Source organism: Prevotella sp. lc2012 (assembly GCF_900107065.1).
GTDB lineage: Bacteria > Bacteroidota > Bacteroidia > Bacteroidales > Bacteroidaceae > Prevotella.
Window position 1 is genome coordinate 934,997 of the sequence record NZ_FNUF01000001.1, and the last position, 21,424, is coordinate 956,420.

Here is a 21,424-nt window from a genome sequence, read left to right on the forward strand (position 1 = left end):
CTAATTGTAATATAGCGCTTATGAAACCAACTCTTTTCCTGCTTGCAGCAGGTATGGGCAGCCGCTATGGCGGACTGAAACAGCTCGACGGACTGGGTCCTAACGGCGAAACCATCATGGACTACAGCATCTACGATGCCATTCAGGCCGGCTTCGGCAAAATCGTGTGGGTGATCCGCAAAGACTTTGAGGAGCAGTTCCGTACACAAATCCTCTCGAAATACGAAGGGAAAGTGAAGTGCGAGCTATGCTTCCAGGCACTCGATGCACTTCCCGAGGGATTCTCTGTACCAGAAGGTCGTCAGAAGCCATGGGGTACCAACCATGCCGTGCTGATGGGCAAGGATGTGATCAAGGAACCATTCTGCGTCATCAACTGCGACGACTTCTACAATCGCGATGCCTTCATGGTCATCGGCAAGTATCTGAGCAGTCTGCCTGAGGGGGCAAGAAACCAGTATGCGATGGTAGGCTTCCGCGTAGGAAATACGCTGTCAGAAAACGGTACTGTGGCACGTGGTGTCTGCTCAAAGAACGAGAAGAACCACCTGACGACGGTGGTGGAGCGTACAGAGATCGTACGCTGTGCCGAGGACGGCTCACAAGCAGGTGCTGCCGATCAGCCCATCCGTTATAAGGATGAGAACGGCAAATGGGTAGTCGTCGATGACAACACGCCTGTCTCCATGAACATGTGGGGCTTCACTCCCGACTATTTCGAGTATAGCGAGGCCTATTTCAAGGAGTTCCTCAGCGATCCGAAGAACATGACGAACCTGAAAGCCGAGTTCTTCATTCCTCTGATGGTCAACAAGCTCATCAATGAGAACACCGCCACCGTCGAGGTGCTCGACACCACCAGCAAGTGGTTCGGCGTGACCTATGCTGCCGACCGTGAGTCGACCGTGGCCCGTATCCAGCAGCTCGTCGACGAGGGTGTCTATCCCAATAAACTGTTTTAAATGAACATCAATATCATGAGCGAAGATCAGCTGGCTCAGTTGAGCCAGCTGATTTCCGACGCACAGAATATCATCATCACCTGTCACACCAGTCCCGACGGTGATGCCATCGGTTCTTCACTTGGCTGGGCAGAATACCTGCGCTCCCAAGGCAAGGAGCCTGTGGTCATCGTCCCTGACCAATATCCCGACTTCCTCCGATGGCTTCCCAACACGGAAAAGATCATCCGCTACGACAAGCACACAGAGAAGGCCGACATGCTCTTTAAGATTGCCGACCTGATCTTCTGTCTTGACTACAACACCCCCAGTCGAGTGGAAGAGATGCAGTCGGCACTGGTGGAATCGCCAGCCCAGCGCGTGCTCATCGACCACCATCCCAACCCCGACGTGCCTGCCGTGCTGACCCTCTCATGCCCTGAGGCATCAAGTACCAGTGAGCTGATCTTCAGTATCGTTTGGCAACTAGGAGGCTTCGAACAGCAGGACAAGCACTTCGCAACCCCTGTCTACTGCGGTATGATGACCGATACAGGAGGGTTCACGTTCAATTCCACTCGGCCAGAGATATTCTTCATCATCTCACAACTTCTCACAAAAGGCATCAACAAAGACAAAATCTACCGTAACGTCTATAATAACTACAGCGAGGATCGTCTGCGACTGATGGGCTACGTGATGTACCAGAAACTCGTCACAGACCCCGCGCGTCATGCCTCCTACTTCACTCTGACAAAGAAAGACATGCGCGACTTCCACTTCATCAAGGGCGATGCCGAAGGCATAGTCAACCTGCCCCTGCAGATCAAAGGACAGAAGCTCAGCGTCTCCTTGCGCGAAGACACGGAGAAGGAGAACGTCATCTGGGTGAGCCTGCGCTCCGTCGATGACTTCCCCTGCAACAAGATGGCGGCAGAGTTCTTCAATGGCGGCGGGCACCTCAATGCCTCTGGTGGCCGTCTATACTGTTCGATGGCTGAAGCCGAGGCCATCGTCAAGAAAGCCTTCCTAGCCTACGAAGACCTGTTGAAAAAGAGTTAAGAGTCTGGAATAAAGCGTTAAGAGTTAAGAAAATTGCCTCTGTCTGTGCAATTTCTTCCGCCTTCATGCCACATTCTTAAATAAAATAACTATTTTTGCATCGTTAAAATAAAAAAATGAAAAGAATCCTGTTCATACTGATTGCCGCTGCCGCAGTGTTTGCAAGTTGTAACGACTATGAGACCTACGGTGATAAGAAAGAGAAAGAGCGTAATGCTATTGCAAAATTCATTTCCGACTCTTCTATCGTAGTCATCTCCGAAGACCAGTTTAATCGGCAGGGGCAGACCACGGATCTGGCACGCAACGAATATGTAAAGTTCGACAAGAACGGTGTTTACATGCAGATCGTGCGTCAGGGGTGCGGGACGAAGTTACAGGATGGCGAAAAGACGAGACTTATATGCCGTTTCTCAGAATACAATCTGCTTGAGGACACCATCACCCTCTGCAACAACAACAATGAGTTGTATTATGTGGTGGCGATGCCGGACATTATGCAGATATCACGTACTGGCAGTTCCTTCACAGCCTCTTTTTTGAGTGGTATCATGTACTCTGTATACGAAAGTGCCGCGGTGCCCTCTGGTTGGCTCGTGCCCCTTTCATACGTCAACGTAGGGCGCCCACAGTCGGCCGACGAAGAGTACAGCATGGTACGTCTGATTGTACCTCACTCTCAGGGGCATGCCAATGCCTCCGGCAATGTGATACCGTACTTCTATGAGATCACATTCCAGCGAGAATCATAAAGCACATTTTTAGTAATATGACACTTATCAAATCTATTTCTGGTATCCGCGGAACAATCGGTGGAGCAACTGGCGACACCCTTAATCCACTGGATATCGTAAAATTCACCACCGCTTATGCTACATTCATCGGCCGTGAGGCCAAGGGCAAGAAGGTGGTTGTGGGCCGTGACGGCCGCATTTCCGGACCCATGGTCCGCAACGTTGTAGTCGGAACGCTCATGGGCATGGGCTACGATGTCATTGACATCGGCCTCGCCACGACTCCCACTACAGAACTGGCAGTCCGTATGGCAGGCGCTGACGGTGGTATCATCATCACCGCCTCACATAATCCCCGCCAATGGAATGCTCTGAAACTGCTCAATCGCGAGGGTGAGTTCCTGACAGCTGCCGACGGCGCTGAGGTGCTCCGCATAGCTGAAGAGGAGGACTTCAATTATGCTGAGGTCGACCAATTAGGTACCTGCACCATCGATGATACTTATAACCAGCGCCACATCGACTCTGTGCTTCAGTTGAAGTTGGTCGACCTAGAGGCCATCAAGAAACGTCAATTCCGCGTTTGTGTGGATGCCATCAACTCCGTGGGCGGCATCATTCTGCCTGACCTGTTCAAAGCACTTGGCGTAGATTACGAGATTCTGAATGGCGAGTGCACAGGCGATTTCGCTCATAATCCCGAGCCACTGGAGAAAAACCTTCAGGGCATTATGGATAAGATGAAGAAAGGCGGATTCGACCTGGGTATCGTGGTTGATCCCGATGTCGACCGTCTGGCCTTTATCTGTGAGGATGGCAAGATGTTTGGCGAGGAGTACACACTCGTCAGCGTGGCTGATTACGTGCTCTCTCATACGCAGGGTAATACCGTATCCAACCTTTCCTCGACTCGTGCCCTGCGCGATGTGACAGAAAAGCATGGTGGCAAATACACCGCTGCTGCCGTTGGTGAGGTGAATGTGACTACTAAGATGAAGGAAGTTGGTGCCGTGATTGGCGGTGAGGGTAATGGCGGTGTCATCTATCCCGAGAGTCACTATGGTCGTGATGCCCTTGTGGGTATCGCCCTGTTCCTCTCATCTTTGGCACAGAAAGGCTGCACAGTCAGTGAGCTTCGTGCCACCTTCCCAGAGTATCAGATAGCCAAGAACCGCATAGACCTCACACCTGAGACTGACGTCGATGCCATCCTCGTGAAGGTTAAAGAGATGTTCGCCAAGGACAACTCTGCCCAGGTGAACGATGTAGATGGTGTGAAGATAGACTTCCCTGATCGATGGGTACACCTGCGCAAATCAAACACTGAGCCTATCATCCGTGTATATAGTGAGGCCCAGACTATGGAGCAGGCCGATGACCTCGGCAAACAGCTCATGCAGGTTGTCTACGACATGCAATAAAAATAAAAAGAAAAGAAAAGAGCACAATAGAAAAGCCCACCGATTGGTGGGCTTTTTCTATTATATCAGTTGTTTGGCGCGTTCAAGAGCCAGATTGATATGCGAACAGATATTCTCTTCACCAAGCATTGCATCGAAGCCTGCCTTGTGAAGCACCGTCTGCACCGATGGACTCACACCTGAGAGTACCACTTGTATTCCCTCCTGCTGAGACATCAGACAGAGGTTCGTCAGGTTATGGATACCTGTAGAATCAACAAAGGGCACCTTACGCATACGGATGATACGCACCTTCGGGCGCTGACGTCCCAATGCTCCCATAATCTCTTCAAACTTATTTCCTGCCCCAAAGAAATAGGGACCATTGATCTCATAGACCTCCACACCCTCAGGTATGGTCAGATGCTCAAGATTTCCAAGCTGGAAGTCACTGTCTTCCTCCTCGGGATTGATCTCGTCACTGATGACCTTGACGTCTGTCGTCTCTGCCATACGTCTCATGAACAGCAGACATGCACAGATAAGGCCCACTTCGATAGCAATTGTCAGGTCGAAGACGACGGTGAGCAGGAAGGTGACCCAGAGCACGATAACATCGCTCTTAGGATTCTTCATGATGGAAAGGAACGAGCGCCAACCACTCATGTTATAGCTCACGATGACAAGTACACCAGCCAGGCAGGCCATGGGGATATATTGCGCCAATGGCATGAGGAAAAGGAAAATCAGCAACAGAACAGCTGCATGAACAATGCCTGCCACAGGGGTACGACCACCATTATTGATGTTAGTCATCGTACGGGCGATAGCTCCAGTAGCTGGGATACCGCCAAAGATTGGAGAGGCAAGATTTGCCAGTCCCTGGGCAATCAACTCTGTATTGGAGTTGTGACGATCGCCGATGACACCATCGGCCACGGTAGCCGAGAGTAGTGACTCAATAGCACCGAGGATGGCAATGGTAATGGCAGGGGATACGAGCCCCTTGATGACATCCCACGTGAGTGAAGGTACTTGTGCACCTGGCAACTGACTGGATATCGAGAAGCGGTCGCCGATAGTCTCGACGGTCGACACCCCTGCATATTGTTTGAGTAAGACAACTGCCAAAGTCATCACGATGATGGCAATCAGCGAGCCAGGAAGCTTAGCTACGACGCCACGCTTAGCAATCTTCGGCCAGATAGCGATGATAACGACAGAGCCGATACCAACGGCAGCACTCCATATGTCGACAGAAGGGAAGGCACCGATATATGCCCACCACTTCTCAATGAAGTCGGAAGGAACAGTAGCCATTGTCAGGCCGAAGAGATCCTTAATCTGCGTCGTAAAGATTGTCAGGGCTATACCAGAGGTAAAACCAACGACAATAGGGTACGGGATATATTTGATAATCGTACCAAGATGAAGCACGCCAAAAAGAATAAGGAACACACCTGCCAACAAAGTGGCAATAGTCAGTCCCTCGAACCCATATTGCTGGATGATACCATATATAATAATAATGAACGCGCCCGTAGGACCGCCAATCTGTACCTTCGAGCCCCCGAAGAATGATATAATCAGTCCGGCAACAATAGCGGTGATAATACCTTTCTCAGGCGTCACACCTGATGCGATACCAAAAGCGATGGCCAATGGTAGCGCAACGATACCAACGATAATACCTGCCAACAGGTCGGTAGTGAACTGTCGACGGTCATAATGTCGTAATGTCGAAAAAAGCTTCGGCTTAAATTCCAAAGTTGTCATGTCTATAAAACCTTATGTTATCAGGAAAACTGATGCAAAAGTATGAAAAAAGTTAAAAAGCACAAAAGAAAGTGATATGTTATTGAAAAAAAAACTACTTTTGTTGCCAAATATCAATTCACTTTTTTATTAATCTATTAAAAAGAAGCATTATGAAGAAAGTATTGTTCGCTGTGATCGCTATGATCGCCATCGGTTTCGCATCGTGCGGAAACAAGGCTCAGGCTCCTGCCAACGGAGCACAGGACGTAGAGGCTGCTGTCAGTGAAATCACTGCTGCCCTTCAGGAGCAAATCAACGCTCAGGATGCAGGAAAGCTGCAGGAGGTACTCGCTACCGTGCAGGAAAAAGTGAAGGAGTTTATCACCACCAATCCTGAGATGGCTAAGGAGTATGTAGCCAAGGTTCAGGATTTCCTGAAGGAGAATGCCGATAAGATCAAGGCTTTCGCTGGTGAGAACGAGGCTGTGAACACTGCCATCAGTGCACTGACCGCCGCTCCAGCTGATGCCATCGTCAGTGGTCTGAGTTCTGCCGTGGAAGGTATCGGTAATGCAGGTGATGCTGTTAAGGACGCTGCTGCCGACGCCGTTGACGCTGCTGCCGACAAGGCCGAAGAGGTGAAGGATGCTGCCAAGGAAAAAGCCGGGGAGGCTGTTGACGCTGCCGCCGACAAGACCAAGAAGGCACTGGGCCTCTAAGACAGGAATAATGCTATATAGTGCTGATGAAGAGACGTCAGACTCTGAAAGCACTGATTCGTTAAACAAACGGGGCATTCGTAGAACGGATCTGCCCCGTTTATAATAAATATCTATCTTTGCAGCACTACTGACAAAGAATTGATTTAAACAAACATAAAACATGAAAAGACTCTTCGTGGCCATCACGGCCATCATGACCTCCATCTCGCTCTGGGCGGATAACTATACAGTAACTGTTGTCTACAAGGACAATAAGGCCACTATCACCATACCAGAAGAGGTGGCTGGTTACGTATCAGTTACCAGTGGCAGTTCTTCACACGTCAAACTGGTACAGACATCCACCAATGACGATAACCCTGGTGAGATTATCTACCAACTCAGTGGCTCCAGTGCCGACGGTGAGTTTTATATGACAGGTGAGTACAAGGCCACCCTTCAACTCAACGGTCTGACGTTGACCAATCCCGACAGTACGGCCATCCACATCAAGGACGGTAAACGTATCAAAGTCAGTATGATGAGTGGTACGACTAGTACGCTCGCCGATGGAGTTACCGATACAGAATCGAAAGGGTGTTTTCATAGCAAGGGACATACAGAGTTTGTTGGAAGAGGCACACTGAATATTGTGAGTAACATTCGTCACGCAATCTTCAGCAAGGAGTACGTGGAGATAAAGAACTGTACCATCAACATCACTGGTGCCAAAAAAGACGGCATACACTGTCAGCAATACTTCAAGATGACTAGTGGCACAGTGAACATCAGTGGTGTAGAGGATGACGGTATACAGGTAGAGCTCAAAGGAGAGGAACCTTTTGCAGGATCAGAAACCGAAGATGAGGATACAGGCAACTTCTACATGACAGAAGGGACGCTGGCCATCAGCGATTATGGTGCATCTGCCATCAAAGCCGCAGGAAGTGTTACCTTTACAGGTGGCATACAGAATTTCCCACTCATCGATGTGATGGAGAATGCCACAGGCATCAGAGTTGTCGGCACGGACAGAGAGGAACCGGACTTCGATCATGCTGACAGCATCTATGACCTCAACGGCCGTCAGCTCCCCGCTGGCAGTCAGCCCCAGAAAGGAGTCTATATTCTCAGGAAAGGAAAGCAAGCAAAAAAAATCCAATTTCTTGGGAAATAACACATGAGGAAACTACTATCTACCCTATTCATGATGCTCATGGTGCTTGCGATGCAAGCACAGATGCTCACCCCCATACACTTCACTACACAGCTAAAGGAATTAAAAGGTGGTGAAGCAGAACTGATTTTTTCTGCCACTATCGACCAGGGATGGCATGTGTATTCCACCGATCTCGGCGACGGAGGTCCTGTCTCTGCAGCCTTCCATATCGTAAAGATGGATGGAGCTCAGACTATTGGAAAACTCCAGGCACGTGGTCACGAGATTAAGCAGTACGACAAACTTTTTGATATGGATCTCCGTTATTTTGAGAAGGCGGTCACCTTCGTTCAACGGATCCGTTTCACGAAGTCCGAATATGATATTAACTGTTATGTAGAATATGGCGCCTGTAATGATGAAGTCTGTCTACCTCCGTCAGAGGTAGCCCTGAAACAGAAGGGAAAGACTACAGAGCCTATTGGTCAGTCCTCACCTTCCGACAAGGAGCAACAGAAAAGTCTCCTTCCACAGAATGACGACAGTCAACCAACTCAGATTGCCACAACAGACACCCTGGTCATTGACCAGCCGTTATCAGCCAACAACCAGAGCCTTCTATGGGAACCCGTCATCAAAGAGTTACAAGCATATAATGGTGAGACAGATTCTGATAAAGCTCTCTCTTGGTGGATGATTTTTCTGGAAGGACTACTGGGCGGTTTTATAGCCCTGTTTACCCCCTGTGTATGGCCGATCATTCCAATGACCGTTTCGTTCTTCCTCAAGCGGAACAAGGAACAGACGAAAGCGATTCGCGAGGCTGCCAGCTATGGTCTCTCGATTGTCGTTATCTATGTATTACTGGGATTGGCCGTGACCATGTTATTCGGTGCCAGCGCTTTGAACGCACTGGCCACCAACGCCATCGTCAACATTTTCTTTTGTCTGCTGCTGGTACTCTTTGCGGCGTCTTTCTTTGGTGCGTTTGAGTTAACCCTCCCCTCTTCATGGTCAAATAAGATTGACGCAAAATCGGAGAAAACCACAGGCATGCTTTCTATCTTCCTGATGGCGTTCACACTGGCCTTGGTATCATTCTCCTGCACAGGCCCAATCATCGGATTTCTTCTTGTGGCCGTATCCACACAGGGTAGCATCGTGGCACCTACCATCGGTATGCTGGGCTTCGCCATCGCCTTGGCCATACCCTTCACACTCTTTGCGATGTTCCCATCACTGTTGAAGGCGGCTCCGAAATCAGGCGACTGGATGAATGTCATCAAAGTGACCCTTGGCTTCATCGAACTGGCCTTTGCTTTGAAGTTCCTATCCGTAGCTGACCTCGCCTATGGTTGGCATATCCTCGACCGAGAGATTTTCCTCTCCATCTGGATTGTCATCTTCGGATTGTTGGGCGCCTATCTACTGGGGTGGTTGAAGTTCTCACACGACAACGAGAGTCGCCGTACGAACGTGCCTCGTTTCTTCCTTGCGATGGCATCACTAGCTTTCACCGTCTACATGATCCCTGGGCTCTGGGGAGCACCACTAAAAGGCATCAGTGCCTTCACACCACCGATGAACACGCAGGACTTTAATCTGCAGAAATCTGTCACCGAGGCACGTTTCACCGATTACGAGTCAGGTATGGCTGCAGCTAAGGCCGAACATAAGCCCGTCATCATCGACTTTACAGGCTTCGGATGCGTGAACTGTCGTAAGATGGAGGCAGCCGTATGGACAGACACACAGGTTGCCGACATTCTGAACCAGGATTATGTGCTGATATCCCTCTATGTTGATGACAAGACCACACTTCCTGAACCAATCGAGGTAACGGAAAACGGCCAGGCTCGCACCCTACGCACTGTCGGCGATAAATGGTCTTATCTCCAACGAGTAAAGTTCGGTGCTAACGCCCAACCATTCTATGTGCTGCTTGATAACGAAGGGCGTCCTCTCAATGGCAGCCGCTCCTATGACGAAGATATTCAGGCCTATCTTACCTTTCTTAACCAAGGACTGACGAATTATCGGAAATAAAAAGAATGGGTTGCTAATCGCAGCCCATTCTATATTTTATCTCATATCACACTTTTTACCAGATCTGTGCTCGTTGCTTCTTCGGGATGAAGAGTTTGTCTCCCTTCTTTACTCCGAATGCATCATACCAGGCATTGATATGCGGTAGAGCACCATTTACACGTGCCATATTTGGTGAGTGTACGTCGACCTTCAACAGAAGTTCCACATATTCCGGACGCATGTTACTTGCCCACACACGGCCCCACGCAAGGAAGAAGCGCTGTTCAGGGGTAAAGCCGTCGATGGTACCCAAAGATTTCTCTTTCATTACGTTCTGAAGTGCACGATATGCGATGTTCAGGCCTCCATTATCACCGATGTTCTCGCCCAATGTCTGCTGACCATTGACAAACTGGCCAGGGGCAGTCTCATACTTACCAAAAGCATCGACCAACACCTTTGTACGAGCCTCATAGTTTGCCTTATCGGCATCTGTCCACCAGTTACGCTGGTTACCCGTCTTATCAAACTGAGAGCCCTGATCGTCGAAGCCATGACTCATCTCATGACCAATCACACCACCAATGGCACCATAGTTTACTGCATCATCAGCCTGCGGATCAAAGAACGGCGGCTGCAAGATGGCGGCTGGGAAGCATATCTCATTAGTTGTCGGGTTATAATATGCATTGACGGTCTGCGGTGTCATTCCCCACTCTGTCTTATCAACAGGTTTGTTCACCTTTCGATTCACAGCATCGTTATGGAAGAATTCGGCGATGTTACCCATATTCTCATAGAGCGAAAGACTGTCATTCACCTGCAAGCCACTATAGTCTCTCCATTTGTCGGGATAACCAATTTTGATGATGAAATTTTCAAGCTTATCCTTCGCCAGCGCCTTCGTCTCATTACTCATCCATGTGGCCTCATCAATACGCTGCGCCAAAGCCTTCTGGAGGTTATGAACCAAATCGAGCATACGCAGCTTACTCGACTCTGGGAAATACTTCTCCACATACAGTCGACCGATGGCCTCACCCAAGACACTGCTGACGGTAGATACGGCACGCTTCCAACGAGGACGATCCTGCTGAACACCACTCATCACACTGCTCATTTTGAAAGCCACGGCACGGAAATCATCGCTCAACTGACTAGCAGCTCCAGAGATGATCTTAATCTCAGCATATGCCTTCAGGTCATCGAGCGAAGCCTCAGCCAAGATTTTCTCCACCTCATGGATAGGCTCTGGCTGCGACACATCAATCCATTCGAAAGTAGGGAAGCCAGAAGCGAAAAACACATTCCCCCAGTCAATGCCAGGGAAGTCAACAACCAACTGGTTGTAGGACATCTTATGATAGTTCTTGTCGATATCACGGAGTTCCACCCTACTATAGCTGGCCTTGGCAATACGCGTCTCGATTTCGAGCACAGCCTGCATCTTCTTCTGAGCAGTCACGGAGTCGTTGCCTACCATCATAAAAAGAGTCTTCATACATTCCTTATATGCCTCAAGAATCTGGGTGCTCTGCGGATCATCGTTCAGATAATAGTCACGAGTTGGCAGGCCCAGACCGCCCTGTCCAACAGACACGAGGTTCATGCCGGCATTACGAATATCAGCATCTATTCCAATGCCATACATCATCGTCGCCTCACCACGACGGTCAATCTGGGCTGTGACGAGCTGATATTCACGACGGTCTTTGATGGCGGCAATACGATCAAGCACAGGCTTCAACGGAGCCCAGCCCTCACGGTTCAGACGCACACTATCCATTCTGAGTTTGTAGAGCGAGCCGATCTTCTGTCCCAATGAACCTTTTTCCTGTGGACTATCCGCATACTGCAGGATCAACTCCTGAATACGTATCTGATTCTCCTCATATAGATCGGTAAATGCACCATTATCCGTATGCTCACCATCGAGAGGGTGAGCCTTCAGCCACCCGCCAGCAGCATATTGGTAGAAATCATCACCCGGTTTGACCGAGGTATCAAGATTCGCAGGGTCGATACCCGACGATACAGTCTGAGCCGTTGCTGATGTCGCCACCAACAGACAAGCTGCAAAAAACAAGTTCTGTTTCATACGTTAATTTTTTCGTTTATATATTGATTATATTCTGATTATCTATTAGACGACCAAAGAGTAGATAAAAGCTACAGAGATTTACGCTTTTAACTTTTTTTTGCAATCAAAAAAAAAGAAAAACACTCATAAAGAATAGGTGTGTTCTATTAGAACTTAAGTTGATATCCAACTCCTATCATATGACGGTTAGGTTCATTGTCGTCATCATCACTCCGTACAGTCTGATAACGGTAGAAAGCACTAAGCGTATGCTGTTTCGACAGTTTCCAGTCAACTCCCACATGATAACGCACCTTCTGCAGACTCCACGCGTTAAAAAAATCTATGTTGGCAAAAGGCGTGAGTACTAGTCCTTTCCTATCATATTCCACCTGCAGTCGACTACGAAGCACGTTTTTCCCTTTCTCGTGATAGGTTTTCGGTTTCCCGTCATATGCGTTGGTGTAATAACTCCAACGTTCACTAACACAATATTCCGGACGCCAAGTGTACTGCCATCGTTCTCGTAAAGAGAACTTGAAATCGCCGATGAGCTTCTTTGCGGCAATCAGTGAAATATCAAAACGATGACGCGGAGCCCAATAACGGGCGCATTTCTTTGGATCACCAATCTCTACATCACCGTCGATTACCTCATCATCGTTTGCTTGGAAATAGGAGATACGTTCATTGTTATCGTAGAGAAAAGTATAGCCAGCGGAAGCTTTCAGCCATTTCGATATCTTATAATCGAGGCCAACACCAGCACTCCATCGATCATTCGTCTTTGCATCGTTTCGTGTCCGTAATTCTCCCTCGAGTTCCAAAGACCACTGTTTGTTAATCTTCTTTTCTACCTCCACAGAGAAGTCAAGACCAAAATCATCTCTCTGAGCTGCTGCCATCATCGGCAACAAAATCATCAGGAATAAGACACATCGTTTCATTTCTTCAATCCTTCTATTCCTCTAAAACTCTTTGAGTTGATCCTTCGACAGTTTCAGCTCCTGACTCACTGCCGAAGCTTCTCCTTCATAACTGATACGGAGCATGGCCATATCACGAAGGAAATCTACAGATCCAACATCTACTTTCACTATCTTCAGTCCCAGACGTTTCTCCAAGTCGGCCTTCAGTTCTTCACGGCGGTCTGGCGTAATCAACTCAATACGGTCATACTGTACAAGTTTTGTAGGACAGGTCTTCAGGTGGAACTCACACAGCCATACGGCAAGTACGATGACAAGATTGGTAAGAATTACCTCAAAGAGCGGAACTGCCACAGAAACAGCATTGACCAAAGCAAGGGCGATTGTAACGAAGAGATAAGTCATCTCGCGCACAGGCATGGCATCCGTACGATAGCGCATAATCGAGAAGATACCGAAGAGTCCGATACCCACACCCATGGAGGTCTTGCCCTTCATATCCTCCAACACGAAAATCATGAAAAAGACGATAAAGAAAATCGCGACGGAAATCAGCATGAACGTGAAGTAAAAATCACGACGGCGACTCTTCTTATAGTACAAGCGATCAATGAGAAGCCATGTAACAACCACATTGATCAGCAGACGTACAAACATCATCATGAAATCATGAGATAGCATAAAATGTTCCATTGTTATTGAGTTTATTGATTATTCCTTATACTATTACCACGTATGTTCTATTCCCATAATCTTCTCGACGCTCCTCAAACGAGGTTTGATTCGATTACGACGTAAATTATCATTGGTGAAGGCCGAGCCAATACAGTATTTCGAGAACCCATGCGGATGGATACGGAGCTGACAGAGCATACCGAGGATTGGTGACGGCTGCAGCCCGTCACGTTTCAACTCGATGACAACGATGTCATCCATATAGCGATATTTATCAGTTATGATATGATGGAAGCGCAGATTGGTGTCGATCGTGAGACGTTCCGTCTTCGCCTTATTCACCAGCGTGATACGGTCAAAACGATTCTCCATCTTCCCACTGAGCGTCGTTGGATCATATCTGAGATAAGAGCGGATGAAATCATCATAGGCCTCAAACTTTTTATCTTGCCGCTCAAAACGAAGATTATGATCCGGATGCAAGGCATCGAAACCATCTATCGCCATGCGTTTCTTCTTTGTCCGCCTATGATTGTTCTTTGTCTTTACCTCCAGAAAACTCAGACCTGCATCGACATACGATCTGATACGGATCTTCTGTCGTTCTAAATGACCAGCCTCATGACGGTTATACATCACATAGTCGTCTGTATCAAAATAGAGTGTATAATATGGAGAGATACGTAGTCCACCAGTCTCTTGCACAAAATAGTCATCACGTGCAATCTCCAGCAACCGACAGAGTGTCGGCACCGTCGTTACGAACTTGGTGTCGATGCGGTTCATCAGACGGATGCTTTTCATCTCATCCAGAGTGATGCTCTCATATCGGCTCAGTATGTCTGTCATATCATTGAAGAACCAATTCCACAGGACAGTGGTCACTACCATAGATCTCTGTATGTATAGCGGCATCCGCTAAACAATCGCGCAGACGATCAGAGATTACAAAATAGTCGATACGCCATCCTGCATTCTTCTGACGTGCTTGGAAACGGTACGACCACCAGGAGTATTTCACCTCATCAGGATACTTAAAACGAAACGAGTCAGTAAACCCATTATCCAACAAGATTGAAAACTGTTCACGTTCTTCGTCGGTAAAGCCGGCATTATGTCGGTTAGTCTTGGGGTTTTTGATATCTATCTCCTCATGCGCCACATTTAGATCACCGCAGAGGATTACAGGTTTCTTTGCATCAAGTCCTTTCAGGTATTCGCGGAAATCATGCTCCCACACCATACGATAATCCAATCGTTTCAAACCGTCCTGCGAATTCGGCGTATAACAAGTGACGAGGAAGAAATCTTCCATCTCCAGAGTGATGACACGTCCTTCGTGATCATGCTCGTCAATACCAATACCATAAGACACATTCAGTGGCTGATGACGTGTGAAGACAGCTGTACCCGAATAACCTTTCTTGTCGGCATAGTTCCAGAACGACCGATAGCCATCAAACTGCATGTCGAGTTGTCCCGCTTGCATTTTCGTCTCCTGTAGACAGAAGAAATCGGCATCAAGAGTCTTAAACACATCACGAAAGCCCTTACCCTCACAGGCACGGAGACCGTTCACATTCCAAGAGATCAGTTTCATATAACGGATTGTTTTATTTATTTTGCAAAGTTACGAAAAGTCGAGCGCAAAACAAAGAAACTTGTTTCTTTTTTTGCCGAGACGTAGTAACTTCGCGGTCGAAGGACGCAGAGTTACGAAAAGTCGAGCGCAGAACAAAGGAATTCTTTCTTTTTTATGTCATGATATCGCAACTTCACTATCGTTAGACTATAAAGATACGAATAAATGAGAGAAATGCTAAACTTTTCGCTTTTATTTCGTACCTTTGCAAACATCGGAACATAAAACTATAACAACATGCTTAAGAGACATCTATTATTAATCATCATGCTAGGCTGCACGACAATAGGTTTGGCGCAGTTGGTCACACCACAGATTGATTTGCCCGATCCTCTGCTGATGAACGACGGTAAAACACGCGTAACAGAAATAAAAGACTGGGGCGTAAGACGACAACAAATTGCTGAGATGATACAACACTACGGTATCGGTCAGAAACCAGAAGTGGAATCAGAAGCAGTGAAAGCTCGTATGGCGGGCGACACGCTTATCGTCGACGTTACAGTCAACGGTGAGACTCTCACCCTCAGTTCCGTCATCCAGTATCCCACGGTCGGTCAGCCACCCTATGCTCTGATGGTCGGTACCAGTATGCTGGCTCTGCCCAAGCCACTATTCGAGAACCGTCCCATCGCTGTGATGAACTTCCACGAAAAACAAGTTAATGATTACGGTCAATGGGGAAAACATCATGAGCGCGGTGAGCATAATTTCGACCGTCTTTACCCTGAGTTGAAGGATAACGGAGCCTATAGTGAATGGGCATGGGGATTCAGTCGTCTTATCGATGGACTGGAACAACTTGGTCCAGAACAGACGAAGATCGACACAAAGCACATCGGTGTTTCCGGCTGTTCCTATGCAGGAAAGATGGCTCTGTTCTGCGGTGCTTTCGATGAACGCGTTGCCTTAACCATTGCTCAGGAACCCGGAGGAGGAGGAGCTGCCTCTTGGCGCTATAGCCATCGTCTTGACAGTGTGGAGAATCTCGACCGTACCGACTACCATTGGTTCCTCGAGTCCATGCTTGAGCGATTCCATGGCGACAGCGTTTATCTAATGCCATACGATCATCATGAACTTGTCGCGATGGTATGTCCCCGTGCGTTACTCATGTTAGGTAATACCGACTATCGCTGGCTTGCCGACGAAAGTGCCTATGTTTCAATGAACGCTGCACGTAAGGTGTGGAGTCAGTTCGGCATCGACGACCGTATAGGCTACTCCATCAACGGTGGTCACCCCCACTGCCAACTACCAGAAAGTCAATTTCCTGAGGTAGAGGCGTTTATCGACCGCTTTCTTCTTGGCAAGAACGATGTTAAGACAGCTGGCGTCCTCAAATCCCCATTTGAAGGAAAAATTGACCTCACCCCTTGGATTAAGTATTGATGTTTAGAACACTCGGACGACAAATCGGTAAATACCGTACGGCCTCCATTCTCACCCCTATATGGACGGCCCTCGAGGTTGTGATGGACGTGCTCATTCCCTATGTCACGGCGTCACTCATCGACAAGGGTATCAATGCAGGTAACATGGAGAACGTTTATCTCTATGGCGCCATCATGCTCGGCATGGCATTCCTTTCGTTAGCCTTTGGTATCCAAGCCGGACGGAGTGTCGCTTATGCTGCCTCAGGATTTGCTGCAAACCTCCGTAGTGCAATGTATCGCAATATCCAGCGTTTCGCTTTCTCAAATATCGACAGGTATGCCACATCGGGGCTTATCACCCGCATGACCACCGATGTAAACAATCTGCAGAATGCCTATCAGCAAATCCTACGCATCACAGTACGTGCCCCTTTCCGTCTGCTGCTCAGCATTGTCATGTGTCTGGTCATCGATGCACGTCTGAGTATGGTCTTCATCATCGCAATGCTGATACTCAGCACCTCGCTCTATCAGATTATCTCCAGAGTAAGCCGACTCTTCTCACAAGTCTTCGTCAAGTACGATGAATTGAATCTGGAGGTGCAGGAGAATATCCGTGCCATTCGTCTGGTGAAAGCTTTCGTACGCGAAACACATGAGAACCAAAAGTTCTCCAAGGCAGCCGAGGCATTATATCGTCTATATGTTCGTGCAGAGAGTCTGATGGCGCTCAACCACCCCGTGATGAACCTAGTGGTCTACGGCTGTATCATAGCGCTCTCATGGTGGGGTGCCCATTACATCGTAGGTGGTACACTGACCACCGGTGAACTGACATCGCTGTTCACCTATGTGATGTCAATCTTGCAATCACTGATGATGCTCTCCATGATCTTCATCATGCTCACCCAAAGTGCTGCCAGTGGTCGACGGGTGGCAGAGATCATCGACGAACAGCCAGATATTGTGAACCCCAGTGAGCCTGTCACTGAGATTGCCGACGGTAGTGTGGAATTCAGAGAAGTACGTTTTGATTATCAATCAAAAAAAACTGAAGAATCCGAGTTGTCCGAAACCACACATATTCCCAAACGGTCTGCACTCTATAACGTCTGTTTCACCGTCAGGAGCGGTGAGACTATCGGTGTCATCGGTGGCACAGGCTCCGGAAAATCAACACTCGTCAACCTCATTTCCCGTCTCTATGATGTACAGCAGGGTGAAGTTTTGGTAGGCGGACGGAATGTGAAAGACTATGACCTCACCTCGCTCCGTAATGCCGTGAGTGTGGTGCTGCAGAACAATATCCTTTTCTCCGGTACGATCCTCGACAACCTCCGCTGGGGGAACCCACAAGCCACCGAGGAAGCATGCCACCATGCCTGTCGACTAGCTCAGGCCGATGAATTCATCAGTCAGATGCCAGATGGCTACAACACACGTATCGAGCAAGGAGGCATCAATGTCAGCGGCGGTCAGCGACAACGTCTCTGCATTGCCAGAGCCCTCCTGAAACAACCGCGTATCTTAGTGCTTGATGACTCCACCTCAGCTTGTGACACAACGACAGATGCAAAAATCCAACGCGCTCTCCGTGAGGAGCTGTCCAACATGACCAAGTTCATCATTGCCCAACGTATCTCCACCGTAGAACACTGCGACCGCATCCTCGTCATGGATAACGGCCGACTGACCGGTTTGGGTACCCATGAACAACTGTTATGTGACAATGCGCTCTATCAGGAAATCAACGCTATCCAGAAAGCTGACTGTGGCGATTTCGACAAGAAGGAAGGAGGTGATGTATGAGGCAAAACGGTTTCAAAGGTCCCCATGGACCACAGGCACAGAACCATGGCGGCATACAACGAATTGACAGTCGTCAGCGCGCTGTAATTTGGAGACTTACAAAGTATGTGTTCAGCAATTACAAGTATGCCATTGTAACGGTACTCATCTGCATCGCTATCACCTCGGTGACCACACTCGCATCCACCCTCTTCACACGTACCCTCATCGACGACTATATCGCGCCACTGACACAAACTTCCGATCCAGAATATACCTCACTGAGACAGGCTCTTTTCAAGCTCGGTCTTGTACTGTTCATTGGCGTCATTTGTTCCTATCTATATAACCGCCTAATGATCAACGTGTCACAGGGGACAATGCTCCGGCTGCGCCGACTGATCTTCGAACGGATGGAGCAACTGCCCGTCAGCTATTTCGACCAGCACTCACACGGTGATATGATGTCAGTCTATACCAACGATGTAGACTCATTACGACAGATGATATCAACCTCGTTGTCGCAGGTGTTTAACAGCCTCATCACTATCGCTGTCACTTTTGCTTCGATGGTTGCGCTGAGCATCCCCCTTACGATGGTCAGTATGCTGATGGCTGTTGTCATGATGATTGCCACCACCTGGCTCGGTAAACGTAGCCGGTCCTATTTCCGTTCACAACAGCAGAACCTTGCGCGTGTCAATGGTTTTATCGAGGAGATGATGACCGGTCAGAAAGTCGTCAAGGTTTTCTGTCATGAACAACAAGCAATCCAGGAATTCGAGAATATCAACGAACAACTGCGATATAGCACCTATAATGCCAATAAAATTGCAAATATCGTGATGCCGGTCAATGGCAACCTATCAAACCTCGGTTATGTACTCATTGCTGTGGTCGGTGCTACTCTTGCCCTCGGCAACTGGTCTATCAGTCTCGGAACTATCGTAGCTTTCTTGACACTGAATAAGAGTTTTACACAACCAATCACCCATGTCAGTCAGCAGATTAACTCTGTACTCAACGCCACCGTAGGTGCCGAACGGGTGTTCAACCTCATGGACGCAGAACCTGAGACCGATGAGGGCACCATCAGCCTGACGGATCCTAAGGGCGATGTCGACTTCTCCGGTGTCGATTTCGGCTATACACCCGAGAAACAAGTTCTCTTCGATATCAATATCAACACCAGCCCAGGACAGAAAATTGCCTTTGTTGGCGGAACAGGTGCTGGCAAGACCACGATCATTAACCTCATCAACCGTTTCTATGATATCCAGAAAGGAACGATTCTCTACGACGGCATCCCCATTACTCAAATCCGCAAAGAGTCGCTCCGTCAGTCAATGAGTATTGTACTACAAGACACCCAACTCTTTACCGGCACCGTGCTCGATAATATCCGCTATGGAAAACTTGATGCCACCGACGAGGCTTGTATCGCAGCTGCCCGATTAGTAGGAGCCGACGATTTTATACGACGTCTGGCCAATGGTTACCAAACTGTACTCAGTGGTGACGGCGGTAACCTATCACAGGGTGAGCGTCAGCTCATCGCCATCGCCCGTGCAGCCGTCTCCAATCCCCCCGTGCTCATCCTCGATGAGGCAACCTCAAGCATCGATACGCGTACAGAGACTCTTGTGCAACGCGGTATGGACTCACTGATGCAGGGTCGTACGACCTTCGTCATTGCCCACCGTCTCTCTACGGTTCGTAATGCCGACCAGATCATCGTTCTCGACCACGGTCGTATCATCGAGCACGGCACTCATGCCGAACTCCTTGCCCATCAAGGCAAGTATTACCAGCTTTACACAGGTAACGAACTAACCACCTGATAAAAAAGAGAAAAAAATTACCGAGCGATGCGGTCTACCCTCGTCGCCCGGTAATTTTATTAAATCTTTCAAACTTTTTCTCTAGAACTTTGCCATCTTGATAGCCACGACGGCACACTCGTCTCCCTTATTGCCTAATCGACCGCCTGCGCGATCTTGGGCCTGTTGGAGATTGTCGGTCGTCAGTAGTCCAAAGACCACCGGAATATTACTAGTAACGTTCAAACGGGCAATACCCTCTGTGACACCCTGACAGATATAGTCGAAATGAGGAGTCTCACCACGAATCACACTACCGAGGATGATTACAGCGTCATAACCGTCGTTGAGCGTCATCTGACGAGCACCATATATCAACTCGAACGATCCCGGTACTGTCTTCACATGGATATTCTCCGGCAAAGCACCGTGTTTTTCCAACGTTGAGACGCACCCCTGAAGCAGTGCCCCCGTAATCTCCGGGTTCCATTCTGCCACCACGATACCAAAGATCATGTTCGAGGCATCGGGTACTTTTGAGAAATCGTAGTCGCTCAGGTTATGTAAGGCGGTAGCCATATTCCTTAATTATCAATTATTCCTTTACGCGCTCGATATACTCGTCGATGGTCTGATACTGCATAGAGTTAAAGTACTTCTCCTTCACCTCCTGATACAATTTCAAAGCCTCATCTTTCTTTCCCTGACTCTCAAGAATCTCACCAGCCTGAATAAGGAAGGTGGGAGAGAGAGAGTTATTGTCAGCCTTCTCGGCAGCCTTCTTCAGGTGAGACACAGCCTTGTCAAGTTGGTTCAGATGAGCATAGGCATTTCCAAGAGCGCCCTCTGCCGCAGGTGATATCATCTGATCTTTGGCACCATCATACTCCTCAAGGAACTTCACGGCATCCTCCCACTTACCCAACTGGGCATTACAGAGACCAGCATAGAGATTGGCAAGGTTACCAGCCTTGGTGCTACTGTACTCGTTTGCGAGAGCGGCGAAGCCCTTAAAGCCTGTGCTGTCACCGTTGAGAGCCTCGTTGAAAAGACCCTGCTCGAAATAAGCCTGTCCCTTAGAAATAGCTGTACTAGCCTTCACCTCGTTAGGACCAGAAACATAAGTCTTGTAAAGGATAACACCAGCAATGATAACGATCACTGCTACAACTGCTGCAATAATAGCCTTCTTGTATTTCAGGAAGAAAGCCTCACTCTTGCTCAGGGTCTCCTCTATGGTAGGAGCAGCCTGCTGATTCTTAGTATTTGCCATTATAATCTTTTTTTTATTGTTTTCTTTAAAAATGTGCGTGCAAAGATACTATTTTTAA

Annotated in this window: 18 protein-coding genes; 10 read left to right on the plus strand and 8 right to left on the minus strand. The window is 48.3% G+C overall.

The features are described from left to right. Window positions 1–20: 20 nt before the first annotated feature. The 4 genes from BLU99_RS04030 to glmM all read left to right on the plus strand — a co-directional run bounded on the left by BLU99_RS04030 (window position 21) and on the right by glmM (window position 4,158). Window positions 21–962 (plus strand): glycosyltransferase family protein, encoded by a 942-nt coding sequence (locus tag BLU99_RS04030; protein ID WP_091899857.1) that lies wholly within the window; start codon window positions 21–23, stop codon window positions 960–962. Further along, window positions 963–2,003, plus strand: coding sequence for a DHH family phosphoesterase (locus tag BLU99_RS04035; RefSeq protein ID WP_091899858.1), 1,041 nt, complete (start codon window positions 963–965; stop codon window positions 2,001–2,003). Between the two features lie 116 nt (window positions 2,004–2,119). Next, window positions 2,120–2,755: a DUF4827 domain-containing protein gene (locus BLU99_RS04040; protein WP_091899859.1), complete on the plus strand. Its 636-nt coding sequence runs from the start codon at window positions 2,120–2,122 to the stop codon at window positions 2,753–2,755. Window positions 2,756–2,772: 17 nt separating this feature from the next. Continuing rightward, window positions 2,773–4,158, plus strand: a complete 1,386-nt coding sequence (glmM, locus tag BLU99_RS04045) for a phosphoglucosamine mutase (protein WP_091899860.1) — start codon at window positions 2,773–2,775, stop codon at window positions 4,156–4,158. Window positions 4,159–4,218: 60 nt separating this feature from the next. Here glmM and BLU99_RS04050 read toward each other — a convergent pair whose 3' ends face one another. After that, window positions 4,219–5,913, minus strand: a complete 1,695-nt coding sequence (locus BLU99_RS04050; protein ID WP_091899861.1) for a SulP family inorganic anion transporter — start codon at window positions 5,911–5,913, stop codon at window positions 4,219–4,221. 152 nt (window positions 5,914–6,065) lie between these two features. Here BLU99_RS04050 and BLU99_RS04055 point away from each other — a divergent pair, with 152 nt between their 5' ends. The 3 genes from BLU99_RS04055 to BLU99_RS04065 all read left to right on the plus strand — a co-directional run bounded on the left by BLU99_RS04055 (window position 6,066) and on the right by BLU99_RS04065 (window position 9,801). Next, a complete protein-coding gene (locus BLU99_RS04055) occupies window positions 6,066–6,614 on the plus strand; it encodes a hypothetical protein (protein WP_091899862.1) in 549 nt (182 codons plus the stop codon). A 163-nt stretch (window positions 6,615–6,777) separates the two neighbouring features. Next, complete coding sequence (locus BLU99_RS04060) at window positions 6,778–7,773, plus strand: carbohydrate-binding domain-containing protein (RefSeq protein ID WP_091899863.1); 996 nt, start codon at window positions 6,778–6,780, stop codon at window positions 7,771–7,773. Between the two features lie 3 nt (window positions 7,774–7,776). Next, on the plus strand, window positions 7,777–9,801 hold the full coding sequence (locus BLU99_RS04065) for a protein-disulfide reductase DsbD family protein (RefSeq protein ID WP_091899864.1): 2,025 nt from the start codon (window positions 7,777–7,779) through the stop codon (window positions 9,799–9,801). A gap of 55 nt (window positions 9,802–9,856) precedes the next feature. Here the strand turns inward: BLU99_RS04065 and BLU99_RS04070 are convergent, their stop codons facing one another. The 5 genes from BLU99_RS04070 to BLU99_RS04090 all read right to left on the minus strand — a co-directional run bounded on the left by BLU99_RS04070 (window position 9,857) and on the right by BLU99_RS04090 (window position 15,067). After that, entirely contained in the window at window positions 9,857–11,881 is a 2,025-nt protein-coding gene (locus BLU99_RS04070) for a M13 family metallopeptidase (RefSeq protein WP_091899865.1), read from the minus strand. Window positions 11,882–12,030: 149 nt separating this feature from the next. After that, entirely contained in the window at window positions 12,031–12,810 is a 780-nt protein-coding gene (locus BLU99_RS04075; RefSeq protein ID WP_091899866.1) for a DUF2490 domain-containing protein, read from the minus strand. 21 nt (window positions 12,811–12,831) lie between these two features. After that, a complete protein-coding gene (locus BLU99_RS04080; protein WP_091899867.1) occupies window positions 12,832–13,485 on the minus strand; it encodes a DUF4956 domain-containing protein in 654 nt (217 codons plus the stop codon). 33 nt (window positions 13,486–13,518) lie between these two features. Further along, a complete protein-coding gene (locus BLU99_RS04085; RefSeq protein WP_091899868.1) occupies window positions 13,519–14,316 on the minus strand; it encodes a polyphosphate polymerase domain-containing protein in 798 nt (265 codons plus the stop codon). Window position 14,317: 1 nt separating this feature from the next. Then, window positions 14,318–15,067, minus strand: coding sequence for an exodeoxyribonuclease III (locus BLU99_RS04090; RefSeq protein WP_091899869.1), 750 nt, complete (start codon window positions 15,065–15,067; stop codon window positions 14,318–14,320). 279 nt (window positions 15,068–15,346) lie between these two features. Here BLU99_RS04090 and BLU99_RS04095 point away from each other — a divergent pair, with 279 nt between their 5' ends. From BLU99_RS04095 to BLU99_RS04105, 3 genes are read left to right on the plus strand one after another with little or no spacing between them, the layout of a single operon-like run. Continuing rightward, window positions 15,347–16,501: a glucuronyl esterase domain-containing protein gene (locus BLU99_RS04095; protein ID WP_091899870.1), complete on the plus strand. Its 1,155-nt coding sequence runs from the start codon at window positions 15,347–15,349 to the stop codon at window positions 16,499–16,501. Continuing rightward, window positions 16,501–18,294 (plus strand): ABC transporter ATP-binding protein, encoded by a 1,794-nt coding sequence (locus BLU99_RS04100; RefSeq protein WP_091899950.1) that lies wholly within the window; start codon window positions 16,501–16,503, stop codon window positions 18,292–18,294. The genes BLU99_RS04095 and BLU99_RS04100 overlap by 1 nt, the downstream gene beginning before the upstream one ends. Beyond that, entirely contained in the window at window positions 18,291–20,114 is a 1,824-nt protein-coding gene (locus tag BLU99_RS04105) for an ABC transporter ATP-binding protein (protein ID WP_091899871.1), read from the plus strand. The genes BLU99_RS04100 and BLU99_RS04105 overlap by 4 nt, the downstream gene beginning before the upstream one ends. Before the next feature lie 81 nt (window positions 20,115–20,195). On the opposite strand, the gene ribH is transcribed toward BLU99_RS04105, so the two are convergent. Both ribH and BLU99_RS04115 read right to left on the minus strand, forming a co-directional pair. Then, complete coding sequence (ribH, locus tag BLU99_RS04110) at window positions 20,196–20,672, minus strand: 6,7-dimethyl-8-ribityllumazine synthase (RefSeq protein ID WP_091899872.1); 477 nt, start codon at window positions 20,670–20,672, stop codon at window positions 20,196–20,198. Between the two features lie 16 nt (window positions 20,673–20,688). Continuing rightward, a complete protein-coding gene (locus BLU99_RS04115) occupies window positions 20,689–21,366 on the minus strand; it encodes a tetratricopeptide repeat protein (protein WP_091899873.1) in 678 nt (225 codons plus the stop codon). Window positions 21,367–21,424: the final 58 nt, after the last annotated feature.